The following is a 15,663-nucleotide window of genomic DNA, read 5'->3' as shown; positions in this document are numbered from 1 at the left end:
CGTTGACGTCTTCTCACCGCTGAAATTTGGTCTACACGACAGGATAGACCAAAACACTGCGCCCATCTGTACCATTACTGTACAGATGAAGGGATGGATTTGTAAAAGTATCTAAAATCAGTTACTTGAGACAAAAAAATAACACAAAAAAACCATCCCACAAACGCGAGATGGCTGTTTTGCATCGCTGCCGATCCTTGGCCTTGATGGCCAGCACATCCAAGTGCTGGCAAGAGTGAGCAGGCTCAATGTCCCTACACGTCCCTGGTGCTTTCTGGGCGTCCTGCCCTCCTTGACTGCCTGTTAGCCTGCCCACACTGTCGATGAAGAAAGGGGTCACTCCCTGTGAACCCGAGGCAGTTCATGCTACTGACCATGATAATGCATCAGCCAGGCCAAAACTTTTAAAAAATAGAAAAATAAATAAAAAACAAATACATATGAAAATAAACAAACCACCCTGCTATGCCAATCCAGCCCACCGACGACTCGAAACCTGTATAAAACTGGCACATGAGACAAATGCGTATAGCGCATTTTTAGCCTGCCAACGCCGTTTGTGTCACACAGTCAGAACGACCAGTGGCGAGCCCTCTCGTTAACGCTTATGTTATACATCGAATGCCCCACTCTCGGGGATGGGCCCCACTGAGGACACGCTCATGAAACGCTCCATGCTGCTTGGCATACTCTTGATGTCGACCCTGCTGGTCATCAGCGGATGTAATACGGTTCGTGGCATGGGTCAGGATATCGAGCGGGGTGGCGCCGCCATTCAGCGCTCGGCGGAATAACCCCATGATGATGACGGTCTTTCTTTCCCACGGCTTGGAGAGCGGCCCAGGCGCCCTGAAGATACAGGCGCTGAAAGGCGTCGCGGAACACGTGGATGACTGCGAGCCCGTGGTCATGGATTATCGCGGCATGAGCGAGCCGGCGGCCCGCTTGAGCCACCTGCGTGAGACGCTGAATGCCCGAGGCGACGACCCATCTCGATGCATTCTGGCAGGGTCTAGCCTGGGCGGCTGGATCAGTGCGGCAATGAGTGCCGAGACGCCCATGCTGGGCTGCTTCCTGTTGGCTCCCGCGCTCGGCATGCCCCGCTACCCGGAAACCTCCCCTTTCATTCAGGCCCGACACACCCATGTGATCCATGGCTGGCAGGACGACGTGGTGCTGCCAGGCCCGGTCATCGAGCACGCCCAGCGCCAGCGGCTCTCGCTGCGCATGGTGGATGACGACCATCGGCTGCACCAAAGCCTGGATGTCATCTTGGCGGATTTCACGCGGTTTCTGGCCACGTGTGCAGCGTGATGCGTCCTCTCCTATTGTTCTGCTTGTTAAATGCTTTGCTTGTCAAAACCTCGACATGAGCCCCCAAAACCTATACAAATAATATACACACGATAGGAGGCAGCACATGTTCGGACTCTTCAAGCGCGACCCCAAGAAGAAACTTCAACAGGCCTACGAACGCAAGCTCACCGAGGCCATGCAGGCGTCGCGCAACGGCGACATGCGTGCCAATGCCACCCTGACCGCCGAAGCCGAAGCGCTTTTGGAGGAGATCAACCGTTTGAAGGCAGAAGGCCACTAACCCGTGGGTCGTTTGCCAAAGGGCGCGAGCTGCCTGATGCTGGCCTTGGGCATGGCGGCACAGGCACAGGCACAGGCACAGGCACAGGCACAGGCAACAGAAGCATGCCAGCTTCAGGGTCGCTGGTGGCAATCGGGTCAGCCCGCGACGCCCAATGAGGTACTCGGCTTGGCAGTGCAGCGGTCAGTCGTGCTGCTCGGGGAACGGCACGACGCCATGGAACACCACCGCTGGCAATTGCACACCCTGGCAGGCCTGTACGCCCATGAGAGCGACATGGTGATTGGCCTGGAGATGCTGCCCAGAGAAGCGCAGCCGGTACTGGAGCGCTGGGTGGCGGGAGAGCTATCCGAAGAGGAGTTTCTGGAGCAGAGCGACTGGCAGGAAGCCTGGGGGTTCGATCCTGAGCTTTACTGGCCCATCCTTCACTTTGCACGCTTGAACCGCATCCCACTGAAGGCGCTCAACATTACTCCTGCCTTACGCCAGCGGCTGACCAGCGAAGAGATCGGCCACATTCCACCAGAGCAGCGTTACGGTATACCCGCCCCGCGACCTGCCAATGACGCCTACCAGACTTACCTGGAGGAGGTCTTCGACCAGCATGCCATGGGGCAAGACAACCCCGACATGCTGGAACGCTTCATTCGAGCGCAGCTCAGTTGGGACATTGCCATGGCGCAGGGGCTGGCAGACGCTACCCAAGAGAGCACCCTGGCCGTGGGCCTGATGGGCCTTGGGCATGTCGTGCATGGCCATGGCGTAGCGCACCAATTGGAAGGACTGGGCATTCAAGATACGTTCAGTCTCTTGCCCTGGGAGCTGGAGGAGTGCGCGCTTCCCGACCCCACCTTGAGCGATGCGATCTTCATTGTGCCCACCCCGTTGACCACATCATCACCGGCAGCTAACGGCCCGTGACTCAACACACATCAAACTCATAACGTTTATTAGCTAACTAATAGCATTTAAACTTGTTGCCGCTGCCATGACCCTTTATATCTCGATTCACGATCACGCAGCGCTTCGATATCATGCTGCGCGCTTACTCTCCCCGCTTGCTCTTCCCGCTTACCATTCCTTACTCATAAAAGCGTTGACTGTCCCGTTTAATCAGACCTGTATTACCAATTGATTACAATGACGGCCGCTCATACGGTAGAACGCTTCTTCATCTGCCGATACCGCCCCATGACACCTGACTCTCAATTACAGCGAAGAAACGTGTGGTCTGGACTCGGAGTGACCCTGGTTGCCTGCTGGCTGCTGGTCTGGTTGATTCCACGCTACGGTGGCTCGGGCATGGCGTTTGGCATGCATCCACAGCGTTTGGCGACGCTGGGCGCCTGGGTCATGCTGCTGTGTGCCGCCACGCTCATGGTCATCAGTTTTATTCGCTTGAAACAACAACACGCCCCTCTCTTCAACCGTTTATCACTTATTGACTTGTGGCATCAAGTTTGGCCTTTCTTATATGTATTACTTTTTATCATACTGGCCAACTTTATACCTTTAACGTGGCTTGCGCCTTTTATCATCGGCTTTCTCGTTGCACTATTGGGTGAACGGCGCTGGTATGTCATTGCACTTTCCGCCGCGATTCCTACGGCTGCGCTTTATTTACTGACCGTGCAACTCATGCGCATAGGAATTGTTTAACATGCCAGAACTCAGTGCCATTACCAGTGCCTTTGGCGATGCCTTAACACTGCACTCCATCAGTGTCATTCTAGGGGGCGTTTTACTGGGCTATATCGTGGGCGTCATTCCTGGCTTGAACCGTTCGGTCGCCATTGCCATTGCCATACCGCTCACTTTCTACATGTCGGCCTATGCCGCCATCGCCTTTTTGATTGGCCTTTCAAAGGGCACGGCGGCGGGCAGCGCCGTCTCTGCCATTTTGCTCAACACCCCAGGCGAGCCCTCTTCTGCAGCCACCTGCCTGGATGGCTACCCCATGGCCAGCAATGGCCAGCCGCGCAAGGCGCTCAAGGTAGGGCTCTTGGCATCGGTGGTCGGCGACCTGCTTTCGACACTGCTGCTGATCGTCGTGGTCATTCCCTTTGCCTCGATTGCTCTCAAGTTTGGCCCTTATGAACTGGCTGCCATTCTCATTTTTGCCCTGGTCTTCATTGCCGGGATGGCCGGAGGCTCTTTTTTAAAGGGCATGGCCGCCGGAGGCATGGGCGTTATTTTAGGAACGGTTGGGTTAGACCCGGAAACCGGCGCCATGCGCTTTACGTTTGGCTACGCGGAGCTGATGGAAGGCGTGCCTATTCTCCCCTTAGTGATCGGCACCCTGGCTCTTTCGGAAATGTTCGTGCAACTGGAAGCTTATCGGCGTAATAAAGGCGCCAGCTCCGTCAAACTTGGCCATAACCCGGAAGACGACCTCTCCTTCAAAGAGTTCAAAAGCACGTTACCGACCATCTTTAAAAGCACCGGCGTCGGGGCTTTCGTGGGCGCGCTGCCGGGCCTGGGGCCATCGGTAGGCTCGTTCATGGCGTACGGGCTCGCCAAACGCGGCGCCAAAGACCCGGACAGCTTCGGCAAGGGCAACCCCAATGGCATTGCCGCCGCCGAGGCCGCCGACAACGCCGTCATTCCCGCCAGCTACATTCCGCTGTTCGGGCTGGGTATTCCCGGCAGCGTGTCGGCAGCGCTGCTGGTGGGTGCTTTCATGATCCACGGTATTCAGGTCGGTCCGCTGATGCTGCGCGACCATCCCCAGATGCTGTTCACCATCTTTGCCGGCATGGTGGTCGCTAGCCTGATCATGCTGGCCGTAGGCTGGTACGGGCTACGTATCTTTGCCCGCGTCACGGATGTGCCGCAGAACATCGTCATCCCCGTGGTGATCTTTCTCTGCCTGGCCGGCATTCAAGTGCAGGGCTACGGCACGTTTGGCCTGCTGACCGTGTTTGGCTTCGCGATCTTCGGCTATTTCCTGAAAAAGCATGACTACTCCTTCGTGACCTTTCTGGTCGCTTTCATCGTCACACCCATGCTGGAGATGAACCTGCGCCAGTCGGTCATTCTTTCCGGGGGCGACATCGGCATTCTCATGCAGCGCCCCATTGCACTGACGTTTGTGGTCGCCACTGGCCTGCTGGTACTGCACCTGCTGTGGAGCAGCTATCGCCAGTACCGGCAGCGTCGGCAACACGGCTAAACCGAGCAACCTTCACTACCAAGAAAAAACCATCGAGGAAACCACCATGAAAAAGCATCTTCTGACCACCGCCATCGTTTCGGCAGCGCTGACCCTGGCCGCTGGCACCGCCCAGGCCAATGACTTCCCCAGCAAGCCGCTGACCATGGTCGTCGGCTTTGGCGCAGGCGGCAGCACCGACATTCAAGCGCGTGTACTGGCCAACGTACTGGAAGAAGAGCTGGGCCAGCCGGTGAACGTGGTCAACCAGCCGGGTGCTGGCGGTGGCGTGGCCTTGACTCGCCTGGCCAACAATAACGACGAAGGCTACACCTTTGCCTTTGGCACCTCCATGACCATCACCTACGGCCCGCTGGCCACGGAAACCGCCTACCAGCTGGACGACTTCCGCTACGTGGCGGGCGTGACGCTGGGCCAGTCGGCCATCGTGACCGGCGAGAACCGCCCCTTTGGTGACAGCTGGGAGTCGCTGGTGGAATATGCCCGCGAAAACCCCGGCACCAGCTATGCCACGCAGACCGCCCTGGATCGCATGATCATCGAGTACATTGCCCAGCAGGAAGGTCTTGACCTGCGCATCGTGCCCACGGCGGGCGGCGCTGGCATGGCACCGCTGATTCTTTCTGGCGACGTGGACTTCGCCTACAGCGGTGGCACCCACTCCGGCTACGCAGAAACGGGTGAAATGCCGGTACTGCTGAGCCTGGCAGAAGACCGTCTGGTAGCCTTCCCGGATGCGCCCAGCCTGCAGGAAGCCGGTTATGACATCAATCCGGCTGAAATTCGCGTGGTCATGGTGCCCAACAACACTCCGGATGCCCACGTAGAGCGCCTGGCAGAAGCACTGGAAGCCGCTACCCAGGATGAGCGCTTCATCGAGATCACCGAAGAGCGCATTCTGATGCCGGTGGTGTACCTGTCGGAAGAAGACGTCACCCAGACCCTCACCGAGCAGACCGAAAGCTACAAGGCGCTGATCGAAGAGCTGGGCGGCGTACCGGGCGCAGACGACTAAGCTGCCCCGCATGCCGTGAACAGGATGGCATGAAAAAGCCCGCTGACCGTGTCAGCGGGCTTTTTAGTGGTTCCGAGCCGGGATCGCCGAGCCTACGGCGATCAACAGCCTACTCGTCGGCAAGCGCAGGCAGCAGCGTCTTGAGCTTGCGCGTCAAGGTATTGCGCCCCCAACCCAGCAGCTCGGCCGCTTCCCCTTTGCGCCCCCCGGTGTGCTTCAGGGCGGTTTCGATCAGGATGCGCTCGAAGTCCGGCACCGCTTCTTCCAGCAGGTGCGTATGCCCTTCGGCCAGGGCGTGGTCGGCCCAATCCCGGAAGGCCGAACGCCAATCACCGTAAGCGCCCCCTTCCGGCGCGCTGACCGAGCGAAGCTCAGGTGGCAGGTCCTCGATCAGGATCTCCCTGCCAGACGCCATCACGGTGAGCCAACGGCAGATATTTTCCAGCTGGCGAACGTTGCCCGGCCACGGCAGCCGAGTCAGGTGAGCCTCTGCCTCGGTGGTCAGCACCTTGATGTCGGTGGATAGTTCCTTGGCCGCCTCCGCCAGGAAATGGCGAGTCAGGCGGGGGATGTCTTCACGACGCTCGGCCAGGCGCGGCAGGTGCACCCGAATCACGTTCAGACGGTGGAACAGATCCTCACGAAAACGCCCTTCATCCACCAGGGATTCCAGATTCTGGTGGGTGGCAGCAATGATGCGCACATCCACCTTGACCGGCGTATGGCCGCCGACTCGGTAAAACTCGCCATCGGCCAGTACCCGCAGCAGGCGCGTTTGCGTCTCGGCGGGCATGTCGCCAATTTCATCCAGAAACAGCGTACCGCCGTTGGCCTGCTCGAAACGCCCCTGGCGCTGCTGGGCGGCGCCGGTAAACGCGCCTTTCTCATGGCCAAACAGCTCCGATTCGATCAGGTCACGAGGAATCGCCGCCATATTGAGGGCAATGAACGGCTTGCCGGAGCGCGGGCTGTGCTGATGCAGCGCCTGGGCCACCCGCTCTTTACCGGTGCCCGACTCCCCATTGATCAAGACCGTGATATGAGAGTGCGACAAGCGCCCGATGGCGCGAAACACCTCCTGCATGGCAGGCGCTTCGCCGATGATCTCGGCGCTCAGCCCTTCCGGTACGCTGACCGGCCGCTGCCGCTCGCGGGCATGGGCCACCGCGCGCCGCACCAGCGCCAGCGCTTCGTCGACATCAAAGGGCTTGGGCAGGTACTCGAAAGCGCCCCCTTGGTAAGAAGCCACCGCGCTATCCAGATCCGAGTGGGCGGTCATGACAATGACGGGTAAATCGGGATGGGCGGCACGCACGCGGGACATCAGGTCCAGACCGTCGATGCCTGGCATGCGAATATCGGTGACCAGCACGTCCGGCGGGTTTTCCAGCAGCCGAGCCAGCGCCGTATCCGCCCGCTCGATACACTCTACATCCAGGTCGGGTTGCGCCAGCGCGCGCTCCAGCACCCAGCGGATAGCGCGGTCATCATCGACGATAACCACCCGTGCAACATCGGTACGTGTCGCCTCAGTCATGACGCATCTCCGGTAAATTAATAACCAATGGAATCAGTAAACGAAATTCGGTGTGTCCGGGTCGGGAATCGCATTCGATCAATCCTTGATGTTGGTGCAAAATTGACTGAGCAATCGACAGTCCCAGGCCGCTGCCTTCCGCGCGACCTGACACCATGGGGTAGAAGAGCGTTTCGCGAAGCGCATCGGGAATGCCGGGGCCGTTATCGATGACGCCCACCTCGCTGACCAGCCGATGGCGCTCGGCCCCCAGAGTGAACTGGCGGCGGGCACGGGTGCGCAGGGTCAGCGTGGGGGACGGCGTGTCGGCTTCGCTCATGGCCTGTACCGCGTTGCGGGCCACGTTCAAGACCGCCTGAATCATCTGCGACTCGTCGCCAGAGAGGTCGGGCAAGCTGGGGTCGTAATCGCGATGAACGGTGACCTGCGGGTGCTCGGCCAGCAATAGCGCACGCACGCGTTCCAGCACTTTGTGAATGTTCACCGGCTCATGCTTGATGATGCGATTGGGGCCCAGCATGGAGTCCACCAGATCGCGCAGACGATCCACTTCCTCGACGATGATGTGGGTAAACTCCCGCAAGGCCGGATCGTCCAGGTCGCGCTCCAGCAGCTGCGCCGCACCGCGGATACCGCCCAAGGGGTTTTTCACCTCATGGGCCAGCCCGCGGGCCAGTACCTTGATGGTTTCCTGGCGGGTGGTCAGCGCTTCTTCTCGAGAAATCTGCATCAGCCGGTCGCGGGGCTCCACCTCCAGCAGCAGCTCTTCGGCAGACAGCGGCGTCACGGTGTAATCCACCGTCAAGGGTTCACTGTTGAGCGGCGTAATACGCGCTTCGCGTTGGGTGTAAGGGTGAAACGCATCGCGTGCCTTGGCCAGCACGTCATCGATACTCTCATCGCCGCCCAGCAAGGTATCCAGACTGATGCCTTGTACGCGGCTGAAGCTCACCGCCAACAGCGCCTCGGCGGCCGGATTCATCCAGCGAACCCGAAGTTCGCCGTCCAGCAGCAGTACCGCCGTGGTGAGGTGTTCCAATAAGCGCTGATACATGGCGTGTCCTGAAGCGTCGCTAACCGTTGCGTTAGAGATTTAGCTGAGGAATTGCAAAAAGCGCGCCAAGTTACCCAAAACGACGCCATGCACGGCTTGGGGGCAGCCTGCCGGTGCCGCTCGGGCATTTATAGCGCACGGGCAGGGAGATTTAGCCAGCCTGATGCACCATTATAGTGCATTGCATTAATCGGCAATAAAAATCGTCACCTGATCGGTGCGATGTTGAATACGCCCCTGACTGTCCAGCAGCTCTGCCTGCAAACGATGCTGCCCTGGGGGCAGGCCTGCCAGCCAAAAAGCATCGCTGTGCAGAGGAGATTGGCTAAGCTCGCCGTTGACGAGCAGCTGGATCTGGTGGTCCTCGCGCAGCGCAGGGGATACGCTGACCTCCACGGGCGTCATGCCACCGCGCAGCGACGCCCCTGGCGCGGGGGCAACGATGACGAACCGGTCATAAGGCATGAACGGCTGGCCCGGACGCCCCAAAGGCCGTGCCGCCGAAGGCGCGGCTGGGCGGGTGGCGGCAGGCAAGCTGGGCAAGGGCGCCAGCCGCAGCACTTCGCCTCCGCGCTCGGGGTTATCGGTAAACGTGACGTTGCCTTGGGCATCGACGATGCGGTACACCGTTTGCGCCTGGGCAGCGCTTACCCACAGGCAGGCAGCCACGAAAACCCCTGTGGATAATATGGCTGACCATGCAACACGCCGCTTGCTCACCACGCTGTCTCCTCACCTATGCTGCCCATAAAAAAACCCCGCCGAAGCGGGGTTTTGGCTCGTCACACCGCAAGGGTGATCTTAGCAGTCATGCCATCAGCTTAGCAGCTGTAGTACATGTCGAACTCGATCGGGTGAGTCGTCATGCGGATACGCTCGACGTCTTCCATCTTCAGTTCGATGTAGGCGTCGATCATATCGTCGGTGAACACGCCACCTTCGGTCAGGAACGCACGGTCAGCATCGAGTGCTTCCAGTGCTTGATCCAGGCTGTTGGCCACTGTCGGTACGGACTTGCCTTCTTCTGGCGGCAGGTCGTACAGGTTCTTGTCCATGGCATCGCCAGGGTGGATCTTGTTCTTGATACCGTCGATACCCGCCATCAGCATCGCTGCGAACGCCAGGTAGGGGTTGGCAGTCGGGTCAGGGAAGCGAGTCTCTACACGCTTGCCTTTCGGGCTGGCAGTGTAAGGAATACGGATAGACGCAGAGCGGTTACGAGCACTGTAGGCCAGCATGACCGGCGCTTCGAAGCCCGGTACCAGACGCTTGTACGAGTTGGTAGAAGCGTTGGTGAAGGCGTTCAGAGCACGGGCGTGCTTGATGATACCGCCGATGTAGTACAGCGCCATTTCAGACAGGCCAGCGTACTCATCGCCCGCGAACTGGTTCTGACCATCTTTCCAGAACGACTGGTGTACGTGCATACCAGAACCGTTGTCGCCTACCAGCGGCTTCGGCATGAAGGTAGCGGTCTTGCCGTAAGCGTGCGCCACGTTGTGGATCACGTACTTCATTTCCTGAACTTCGTCGGCCTTCTTCACCAGCGTGTTGAACTTCACGCCGATTTCGTTCTGACCGGCGTTGGCCACTTCGTGGTGGTGTACTTCGACAGTCTGGCCAATCGCTTCCAGGGTGTTACACATGGCACCACGGATATCGTGGAAGCTGTCGACCGGCGGAACCGGGAAGTAGCCACCCTTGAGGCGCGGACGGTGACCCAGGTTGCCAGTCTCGACCTTGCTGTCGGTGGCCCAGGCGCCTTCGTCGGAAGTGATCTTGTACATGGATCCTTGAATGTCGGACTTCCAGTGCACTTCGTCGAAGATGAAGAATTCGGGCTCGGGGCCGAAGAACGCAGTGTCACCCAGGCCAGTGGACTCGAGGTAAGCCTCGGCGCGCTTGGCGATGGAACGCGGGTCACGGTCATAGCCCTGCATGGTGGCAGGCTCGATGATGTCGCAACGCAGGATCAGGGTAGCGTCTTCGGTGAAGGGGTCCAGGAAGCCGGTGCCGTCTTCCGGACGCAGGATCATGTCAGACTCGTTGATGCCTTTCCAGCCATTGATGGAAGAACCATCGAACATCTGGCCGTTTTCAAAAAACTCTTCGTTCACGTCACGCGCAGGCACGGTCACGTGCTGCTCTTTACCGCGTGTGTCGGTGAAACGCAGGTCTACCCACTTAACGTCATGTTCTTCGATTAGCGCAAGAGTCTTGGCTGACATAGTGTCCTCCGGTATGAGCGTGGCTTAGAGCTTGAAACAATAAGCTATCGATAAAAGTGTTATTCAACAAATCGTCTACATGCCTTGGCACGTGGCGCGTTTGTCTTTTTTGTTCGCTTTACGTTTGCTTGACCATGGATAACAAATCGCCCAGCGATCATTTCAGACCGGCTATCGTTGTAGCACGCCAAGCGGCTTCTGCCTATGGCCTGCTAGCGACTGACAAACGGCCCATGAAACTGTTCATGAAACTGCCTACGAAGCTGTCACGAAATATAAGCACGTAGCATGCCAACTTTGCACCAATATGGCTTTTAAAAAAATAACAGCATGATTCAAAAAGAAAAAATCATTTTTCACGATGCCTCCTGATGTAGCATTTCCCTACTACGCTACTGCATGAAGCACGTCTCAAGCTCAATATGCACCAAAAAAATACAAAAAATTCCCTTATTGCACAAAATCAGTGCATAGCAAGGCAGTCTATTTTTATACTTTTCTCCACCATTTCTCCTTGCTACGAAAAGAAACCAATGCCTACAATAAATTACAAAACGGAAAGTTGTTACTACGAAGGAAGCCGCTTTCATGGGTACGGTTTGCTTTATCGTCGATGCTTCCGTGGCGGGAGCCTGGCTTCCTCGCCACCTGCGCTCCATTCGTCAATCTGGCCTGGCCGAGCATCTCGTGCCCGTGATCGTGACCGCCGCGTTTCTGGATGAGCGCTTCGCGACCCTGGAGCACCGTTTTCACGCCCACTGCCTCGTCACCCCAGAGAAGAAACTGGGCGCTCGCCTGAATCAGGCGGCGTATGTCAGCCAGGCAGAATGGCTGCTGGTGGCCATGCACAAACAGGTATTGCCTGCACAGCTATGGCCCCTGCTGTACCCCGAGCTGGATACGCAAACGCTGGATGCGCTGATCATCAGCGCGATGACGCCTCGGTTGCCAGAACGCCTGTGGCAGCAGCTACGTGGCCCTAACGCCGCATTGCCCCCTTACATGGCCATCAGCCGAACCTGGCTGGAACGCCTGGGGGGCTTCGACCCCGAGCTGGAGGTCACGGCAATGACCGACCTGCTACAGCGCCTGCATGCCTGCCCTACCCGCCTGAAGACCCTCAGCGGGCAAGCACTGGGGTTGCCGCGAGGCTCTCCACTGAGCGCGTTGAAAGCACGCTTTTCTACCGAAACACCCCCACACTGATCGTCGCCCTCATCCCTTCATCACTCTTCAACGCCTTCCCCAATCCACAAGGCATACTGAACGGCCCCAGCGAGGCTTACCTAACGCCAACCTCATACTTTCAGGCGTTTGCCAAACAGCATGGCGCCCCAGGTGGTGGTGTTCACCGCCTTGTTCAACAGCACCGAGCCCACGCTGGCCACCACGATCAAGAGCAGTGCGTAAAGCACCAGCGGCAGCGTTTCCACGCCGACCAAGGTATCGGTAATGGCAAAAAACATCGGGTGAGCCAGGTAAATACCGAAGGAGTAGGCATTGATATAGCGCACCCAGCCAGGCGCTCGGCGCCCCTTCAAGCGGCGCATGGTCACCAGCACGAACAGCACGAAAAAGGGAATGACCCAGACTTCCTTGGAAGAGAACGCCAGCCAATGAGCAAAGGTGGCCATCACGATCAGCGCCACCCACCCCCATAGCCAACGGGACTGCGACAGCGTTTGCAGCCACACGGGGCGCTCCTGCAGCACGGCACGAGGTGCCAGCGGGTAATAGCGCACCAGTACCAGCGCCAGAAAGAAGAGATACACCCACCCCAGGGGCGCGATCCACAGCAAGTAGCCAGGGGGTTCTACCTGGAACCAGTACGCCAGCCCCCAGTAGGCCATGCTGACTACACACGCCACCCACAGCCAGGGCACCGGATTCACCCGCCACAGCTGCCAGCGGGTAAATGCCCAATACGCCGCATAGAACTGCATGGCGATGATCAAGAAATACCCGTGCCAGCCCGCATAGATGAAGTAGCTGCGCGCATTGGCCAGGAAGCCCAGGGCATCGTCGCTGCCCGACAACCGCCACCACTCTGCCGTCGAATAGATGAAGCCATACATCAGGTAAGGCAGCATGACGTACTTGACCCGCTGGAGCAGAAAGCCCGGCGGGACCTGCTTGTCGTAACGCACGGCGAAAACGAATATCGAGATGAACAGAAACACGGGGGTGCCCAACACCAGGGGAATCCGCATGAGGTCGGTGGCCAGGTTATCTACCCGCTGGTTCAAATGGTCCAGCCAATGAAACAAAAAAACGGCAATGCAGCCGTAAGCACGAAGCCAGTAGATTTCCTCGATTTTCTGCATCCAGCCTCCCGGTTTTCCCCCAGCGCACCGCCTAGCCGCTATCCTGTTAACAGCGGCCGAGAGTGAACACCCGCGAGCCGCCTGTTGTCCGACCTTGTAAATGCCCGTAAATTCCGGAGGCCCCGTGATCAGAAGAACTGCCTTGCAACGCATTGCTCTGCTGGCTGGACGCTTGGCCGGACTCTTTGGCTGGCTGGTGTTGAGCAACGTCGCACTGGCAGGCGAGGTGGTGCGCGACCAGTTCTACTCCCCCACGCTGGGCTACGATTACCCTTATACGCTTTATTTACCCGATGGCTATGACAGCCAGGCGACAACCCCCTACCCCGTGCTCTACCTGTTGCACGGTTCGTTTGGTAACGAGCTGGACTGGGCTACTCGGGGTAACCTGCCACAAGTGGCAGACCGGCTGATACAGGCAGGGCATATTCCCCCCGCCGTATTCGTGATGCCAGGCAGCCGCAGCTGGTGGGTAGATGGCCATAACGAACCCGCCCGCAGCGCCTTTTTCAACGACCTGATGCCTCACATCGAAGCCCACTACCACGTGGGCACCACTCGTGAGCAGCGTGGGGTGGCCGGGCTTTCGGCAGGCGGCTACGGCGCGCTCAACTTCGCGCTGGAACACCCCGAAATGTTTGCTGCCGCCGCCGCGCTGAGCCCGGCCAGCTACGTGCCCACGCCGCCCAGCAACTCTTCGGCGCACCGCCACCCCACCTTTCTGGATGAACGAGGCCAGTTCGACCAGGCACTGTGGGAGCAGCTCAATTACCCCGCGCACCTGGAACACTATCGCCTTCAGGTCACACCGCGCCCCGCCGCCGAACAGGGCGACACTCCGCCCGTGCCGCTCTACATCAGTGCCGGGCGCAGTGACGTATACGACGCCGAATACCACGCTCGCCAGCTACGCCAGGCCATGGAACGCATTCAGCCAGAGCTGGTGCGGCTAGACCTGTACCCCGGTGGGCACACTTGGCGTGTATGGCGAGCCAGCCTGCCCGCCGCGCTCAACTTCCTGTTCCAGTACGTGGGTCACGAAGCACCTGGCGAAACGGGCGCATAGAGCACCGCCTGGTTACGCCCCTGCGCCTTTGCCTGATACATCGCCTGGTCGGCGCAATGGATCAGCGTGGACTCTTCAGCAGCGTGCAGGGGCAATAGCGCCACTCCAATACTGGCCGAGACATGGACTTCCCCCACCGACAGCGTGAACGGTACCGCCAGTGCCTGGCACAGCTGGTCTGCCACCCTCAGGGCCTCTTCGGCACCCACGGGCCCGCCCAGCATGGCCACGAACTCATCGCCCCCTATGCGCCCCACATGGTCGCCCCCGCGCAGCCGTTGCCGGAGGCGCTGGGCCACGGCCTGCAGCAACTGGTCGCCGACGCCATGACCAAAACGGTCGTTGATAGGTTTGAAATCATCCAGGTCGATGAACAGCAGCGCCAGCGGTGTATCGCATCGTTTGGACTGGGCGATGGCACTACTCAAGTGGCTGAAGAACAGCGACCGATTGGGCAAGTCGGTCAAGGTGTCGTGCTGGGCCAGATGCAGCACTTTTTGCTCCATCTCCCGGCGTGGCGTCACATCATGGGAAATCCCCAGAAAGCTCATCACCTGCCCCTGCTCGTCCAGCAGCGGTGCCCCGTTGGTAAAGTGCCAGCGCCACTCGCCGTTGGCGTGCTGCACCCGATACTCGATCAACCCCTGGGGCGCCCCGGTGCGGTAAACCTTTTCGATATACCGCTGGCAGGCTTCCAGGTCTTCCGGGTGCAGCACGAAGCTCATGTTCTGCCCCAGCACCTCCTCGACCTCATGGCCCAGAATGCGCGGCCAGTTCGGCGACACATAGGTCAGTGTGCCTTCGGCATTCAGCGTGTAGATGATGTCGTTGGCCTGCTCGACCAGCTGGCGAAAACGCTGCTCGCTGGAGCGCAGCGCGGCCTCCAGCGCCTTACGCTGGGTAATGTCGTTGGCGTAGCCTGTCCATAGCAGGCTGCCATCGGGCTGGCGGCGAGGACGATCATGGGCCTCGACCCAAAGCATCTCGCCATCGCGACGAAACATGCGAAACTCACTTCGCCAGGGCGTCAAGGAGCGCGCACTTTGCAGTGACCCTTCAATCACCGTATCGCGGTCACTGGGATGAATGTTGGCCAACAGCGTTTGGGCATCTGCCAGCACCTCTTCCACGGTGGCACCAAACAGCTCCGTGACCCGCTGGCCCACGTAGGTGTAGCGCCACGCCCCCTCCAAGGAGAGATGCAGCTGGTACACGAACCCCGGCAGCTGCGAGAGCAGATCATCCAGCGACTCGCCAAACGGCAGCATTAATTGGCTCAGTTCGCCATACACCGCTCGCTGGCCCCCATCGCGCACGGGCGAAAGCTGCAGTTGCCACGCCCGCCCCGATTCCCCCCACCGGACATTCAACGCGCATGGCTGCTGCTGTTCGTCACAGCGGCGAATAGTGTCCAGCACGCTTGCCCCATCCAATGGAAAACAGCGCCCCAAGGCCGCTTCCGAGCCCATGGCTTGCCAACCGGCCACACGCCGAAAAGCAGCATTGCCCTGAACGCACGCCTGGCCATCGCACATCATCACAAACAGCGGGGTCGCCGACTGCTCGAACAGCGCATGGTATAAGTGCATGGGCGCTCCGCTCCCTGGTTCGTAAACGGTTAAGTTAAGCGGCCCAGCCCACGGTGTCCACGAACATTGGTTGACTTCTAC

Annotated in this window: 15 protein-coding genes; 9 read left to right on the top strand and 6 right to left on the bottom strand. The window is 59.1% G+C overall.

Annotation, left to right across the window (positions count from 1 at the left end; translation table 11 throughout):
• The first annotated feature begins 662 nt into the window (after positions 1-662).
• The 7 genes from LG409_RS01330 (at position 663) to LG409_RS01300 (ending at position 5,784) form a co-directional block, all read left to right on the top strand.
• Positions 663-794 carry an entericidin A/B family lipoprotein gene (locus LG409_RS01330; RefSeq protein WP_016915839.1) on the top strand — a complete coding sequence of 44 codons (132 nt, stop codon included), beginning with the start codon at positions 663-665 and terminating at the stop codon, positions 792-794.
• 7 nt (positions 795-801) lie between these two features.
• A complete protein-coding gene (locus tag LG409_RS01325) occupies positions 802-1,314 on the top strand; it encodes an alpha/beta fold hydrolase (protein WP_227408082.1) in 513 nt (170 codons plus the stop codon).
• 106 nt (positions 1,315-1,420) lie between these two features.
• Positions 1,421-1,597: a DUF6435 family protein gene (locus tag LG409_RS01320; protein ID WP_144984375.1), complete on the top strand. Its 177-nt coding sequence runs from the start codon at positions 1,421-1,423 to the stop codon at positions 1,595-1,597.
• A gap of 3 nt (positions 1,598-1,600) precedes the next feature.
• Entirely contained in the window at positions 1,601-2,518 is a 918-nt protein-coding gene (locus tag LG409_RS01315) for a ChaN family lipoprotein (RefSeq protein WP_227407450.1), read from the top strand.
• 321 nt (positions 2,519-2,839) lie between these two features.
• Positions 2,840-3,256: a hypothetical protein gene (locus LG409_RS01310; RefSeq protein WP_227407449.1), complete on the top strand. Its 417-nt coding sequence runs from the start codon at positions 2,840-2,842 to the stop codon at positions 3,254-3,256.
• Between the two features lies 1 nt (position 3,257).
• Complete coding sequence (locus LG409_RS01305; RefSeq protein WP_039183260.1) at positions 3,258-4,769, top strand: tripartite tricarboxylate transporter permease; 1,512 nt, start codon at positions 3,258-3,260, stop codon at positions 4,767-4,769.
• Between the two features lie 46 nt (positions 4,770-4,815).
• Positions 4,816-5,784 (top strand): tripartite tricarboxylate transporter substrate binding protein, encoded by a 969-nt coding sequence (locus tag LG409_RS01300; RefSeq protein ID WP_039183263.1) that lies wholly within the window; start codon positions 4,816-4,818, stop codon positions 5,782-5,784.
• Between the two features lie 109 nt (positions 5,785-5,893).
• Here the strand turns inward: LG409_RS01300 and ntrC are convergent, their stop codons facing one another.
• The 4 genes from ntrC to glnA all read right to left on the bottom strand — a co-directional run bounded on the left by ntrC (position 5,894) and on the right by glnA (position 10,603).
• Entirely contained in the window at positions 5,894-7,321 is a 1,428-nt protein-coding gene (ntrC, locus tag LG409_RS01295; RefSeq protein ID WP_016915831.1) for a nitrogen regulation protein NR(I), read from the bottom strand.
• Positions 7,314-8,375: a nitrogen regulation protein NR(II) gene (gene glnL / locus LG409_RS01290; RefSeq protein ID WP_039183267.1), complete on the bottom strand. Its 1,062-nt coding sequence runs from the start codon at positions 8,373-8,375 to the stop codon at positions 7,314-7,316. The genes ntrC and glnL overlap by 8 nt, the downstream gene beginning before the upstream one ends.
• Positions 8,376-8,561: 186 nt before the next feature.
• Positions 8,562-9,044, bottom strand: coding sequence for a DUF4124 domain-containing protein (locus LG409_RS01285; RefSeq protein WP_096921621.1), 483 nt, complete (start codon positions 9,042-9,044; stop codon positions 8,562-8,564).
• Between the two features lie 152 nt (positions 9,045-9,196).
• Positions 9,197-10,603, bottom strand: coding sequence for a glutamate--ammonia ligase (glnA, locus tag LG409_RS01280; protein WP_039183269.1), 1,407 nt, complete (start codon positions 10,601-10,603; stop codon positions 9,197-9,199).
• A 588-nt stretch (positions 10,604-11,191) separates the two neighbouring features.
• On the opposite strand from glnA, the gene LG409_RS01275 reads away from it, so the two are divergent.
• Positions 11,192-11,809 carry a hypothetical protein gene (locus tag LG409_RS01275; RefSeq protein WP_039183272.1) on the top strand — a complete coding sequence of 206 codons (618 nt, stop codon included), beginning with the start codon at positions 11,192-11,194 and terminating at the stop codon, positions 11,807-11,809.
• 92 nt (positions 11,810-11,901) lie between these two features.
• Here the strand turns inward: LG409_RS01275 and LG409_RS01270 are convergent, their stop codons facing one another.
• Entirely contained in the window at positions 11,902-12,927 is a 1,026-nt protein-coding gene (locus LG409_RS01270; protein ID WP_227407448.1) for an acyltransferase family protein, read from the bottom strand.
• A 124-nt stretch (positions 12,928-13,051) separates the two neighbouring features.
• Between LG409_RS01270 and LG409_RS01265 the strand changes: the two genes are divergently transcribed.
• Positions 13,052-13,993: an alpha/beta hydrolase gene (locus LG409_RS01265; RefSeq protein ID WP_446719090.1), complete on the top strand. Its 942-nt coding sequence runs from the start codon at positions 13,052-13,054 to the stop codon at positions 13,991-13,993.
• Here the strand turns inward: LG409_RS01265 and LG409_RS01260 are convergent.
• On the bottom strand, positions 13,963-15,582 hold the full coding sequence (locus LG409_RS01260) for a sensor domain-containing diguanylate cyclase (protein ID WP_096921624.1): 1,620 nt from the start codon (positions 15,580-15,582) through the stop codon (positions 13,963-13,965). The two genes, LG409_RS01265 and LG409_RS01260, sit on opposite strands and share 31 nt — an antisense overlap.
• Positions 15,583-15,663: the final 81 nt, after the last annotated feature.

It is taken from the genome of Halomonas sp. NyZ770 (assembly GCF_020616575.1).
GTDB lineage: Bacteria > Pseudomonadota > Gammaproteobacteria > Pseudomonadales > Halomonadaceae > Vreelandella > Vreelandella hamiltonii.
The sequence above is the reverse complement of the archived record's forward strand: the minus strand, read 5'-3'. Positions and strand labels throughout refer to the sequence as shown.

Bases quoted from the DNA above. Each gene is read 5' to 3' on its own strand.
- LG409_RS01330 (WP_016915839.1), top strand. From the start codon at position 663: ATGAAACGCTCCATGCTGCTTGGCATACTCTTGATGTCGACCCTGCTG.
- LG409_RS01325 (WP_227408082.1), top strand. From the start codon at position 802: ATGATGACGGTCTTTCTTTCCCACGGCTTGGAGAGCGGCCCAGGCGCC.
- LG409_RS01320 (WP_144984375.1), top strand. From the start codon at position 1,421: ATGTTCGGACTCTTCAAGCGCGACCCCAAGAAGAAACTTCAACAGGCC.
- LG409_RS01305 (WP_039183260.1), top strand. From the start codon at position 3,258: ATGCCAGAACTCAGTGCCATTACCAGTGCCTTTGGCGATGCCTTAACA.
- LG409_RS01300 (WP_039183263.1), top strand. From the start codon at position 4,816: ATGAAAAAGCATCTTCTGACCACCGCCATCGTTTCGGCAGCGCTGACC.
- ntrC (WP_016915831.1), bottom strand. From the start codon at position 7,321: ATGACTGAGGCGACACGTACCGATGTTGCACGGGTGGTTATCGTCGAT.
- glnL (WP_039183267.1), bottom strand. From the start codon at position 8,375: ATGTATCAGCGCTTATTGGAACACCTCACCACGGCGGTACTGCTGCTG.
- glnA (WP_039183269.1), bottom strand. From the start codon at position 10,603: ATGTCAGCCAAGACTCTTGCGCTAATCGAAGAACATGACGTTAAGTGG.
- LG409_RS01275 (WP_039183272.1), top strand. From the start codon at position 11,192: ATGGGTACGGTTTGCTTTATCGTCGATGCTTCCGTGGCGGGAGCCTGG.
- LG409_RS01270 (WP_227407448.1), bottom strand. From the start codon at position 12,927: ATGCAGAAAATCGAGGAAATCTACTGGCTTCGTGCTTACGGCTGCATT.
- LG409_RS01260 (WP_096921624.1), bottom strand. From the start codon at position 15,582: ATGCACTTATACCATGCGCTGTTCGAGCAGTCGGCGACCCCGCTGTTT.